Source organism: Natroniella sulfidigena, from assembly GCF_023223645.1.
Lineage (GTDB): Bacteria > Bacillota > Halanaerobiia > Halobacteroidales > Halobacteroidaceae > Natroniella > Natroniella sulfidigena.
In genome coordinates, this window is sequence record NZ_JALKBY010000030.1 from 1 (window position 1) to 1797 (window position 1797).

The following is a 1797-nucleotide window of genomic DNA, read 5'->3' on the forward strand; positions in this document are numbered from 1 at the left end:
GTACTAGAAAGATTTGAACGAAGTTTAGTAATTAAGTTTTTGCACCTATTATTAGGCAACTCTTATTCGTTCCGGAGGGTTCACAACTCCATTATCCCTAGCTTGTTTAACAAGTTTGGGAATACATTTTTCATCTAAAAACTTACGCATTATATTTAAAGATCCATTAACATCAGCATTTATAGTTAATCCAATATCCGATTTAAAAAGCCCTCTTTCAACTCTACGAGATTTATTGTAATTACCTCTATTTAATTTTTCTAAATCCAATGCTGAACAGCCAGAAGTATAAGCTTCATTTAAGATTATAACTTCTATGCCTTCTAATTTAGCTTTATACTCAATTAATTCTTTTAAACGCTGAATTGGTACTTGAACAAATGATTTATTATATTTCATATTCTGCTTAATCCGTTTTAAATTACCAATTGTTATTTTAGATACTTGATGTTTTTTAGCTAGATTAATTATTTTTCTACTAGCTTGATGTAGATAATTTGCAATATAATTCTTTCGTTTAATTCTTAATTGTTTAATCTTATTAGTATCTTTAAATTTTTTAGAACCTATTTGTTTCATTCGTATAGTTTGTAATTTGGCTAATTCTTTATTAAAGTAACTATTTTTACTTTTAACAGGTTTTCCATTAATAATATAACTTTTTGCATTATCTTTAAAGGTTAAAGTAGCAAGGTTATCCAAACCTAAATCTATAGCCATTATATTATTCCCTTTTATTTTTTTATTAGGCTCGATCTTATATATTACTAATAGATACCATTCATCAGAAAGACTATCTCTTTTTATTCTTACTTGTTGAATTTTATCTAAATTTATAATGCTTTCAATTGCTGGTGGCAACTGAAATTTAAGACTGTCCACATTATATTTAGATTTAATCTCTTTAGATAAGGATAGTAATAACTTTCTCTCTTTAATTCTGGTAGCTAAATTAGTAAATATTACTTCACTAGGGTTTTTATCTAAATATTTAAACTTTGGGGGTCTTGGTTGCCCTTGATATTTATTAGGGGTGTTATTGTAATCTTTAATTGAACTGAAGTAACTTTTCCAGTCTTGAGCTAATTGTTTAAATAATTGTTGTCTATTATGGCTATGCAAAAATTCTGTGTGCCAATTAGATTTAAATTTCTTTTCTAACCTAGTATATACAGGTTTAATCTCTTCATTATCTTTTATTTGATAGTTAACTGTATTATAGAGTTTAGAGCAGTGCCAAGAAAGTTCTTTAACTATCTTTAATTGTTTGTGGCTAAAATTAGGTTTAAATTTAAATGCTAATCTCATAGTTTCACCTCCTTTACGATGAAGATTTATACAAAAAGATTAAGGTGTTGGCTATTAAGTTAGACAAGAACGCTAATGACTTATTAGAGGAAGGCATGGAATATATCCTTGACAAATACAACATTAATTATCATATTGTCTTTTGTCCTAAGTATAGACATCATATCTTTAAAGATAAGTTAGAATCCGAATTATTAAGTTGTTTTAAAGAAATTTGTAGCAAATATGGATATGAACTTATTGAACAAGAAATAATGCCAGACCATGCACATTTATTTATATCTGCTCCACCAACTGTTGCACCAGTAGATATAGTTAGAAAATTAAAAAACATATCTGCTAATTATATATTTAAAACCTTCCCTAACTTGAAGAAAACTAAGTTTTTGGGGAGTGGTTTGTGGAGTAGAGGATATTATGTTGGTACAGCTGGAAGTGTATCTTCTGAAACTATCCAAAAGTATATTCAAAAACAAAAGAATATTTAAT

At 27.4% G+C, this 1797-nt stretch carries 2 protein-coding genes; one reads left to right on the top strand and one right to left on the bottom strand.

The features are described from left to right. Positions 1–51: 51 nt before the first annotated feature. The gene (locus MWH28_RS12745) at positions 52–1308 is read right to left on the bottom strand and encodes an RNA-guided endonuclease InsQ/TnpB family protein (RefSeq protein ID WP_248619774.1); all 1257 of its coding nucleotides are present in this window, start codon (positions 1306–1308) and stop codon (positions 52–54) included. A gap of 95 nt (positions 1309–1403) precedes the next feature. Here MWH28_RS12745 and tnpA point away from each other — a divergent pair, with 95 nt between their 5' ends. Next, entirely contained in the window at positions 1404–1796 is a 393-nt protein-coding gene (gene tnpA, locus MWH28_RS12750; RefSeq protein ID WP_428323583.1) for an IS200/IS605 family transposase, read from the top strand. The last annotated feature ends 1 nt before the right edge of the window (position 1797 follow it).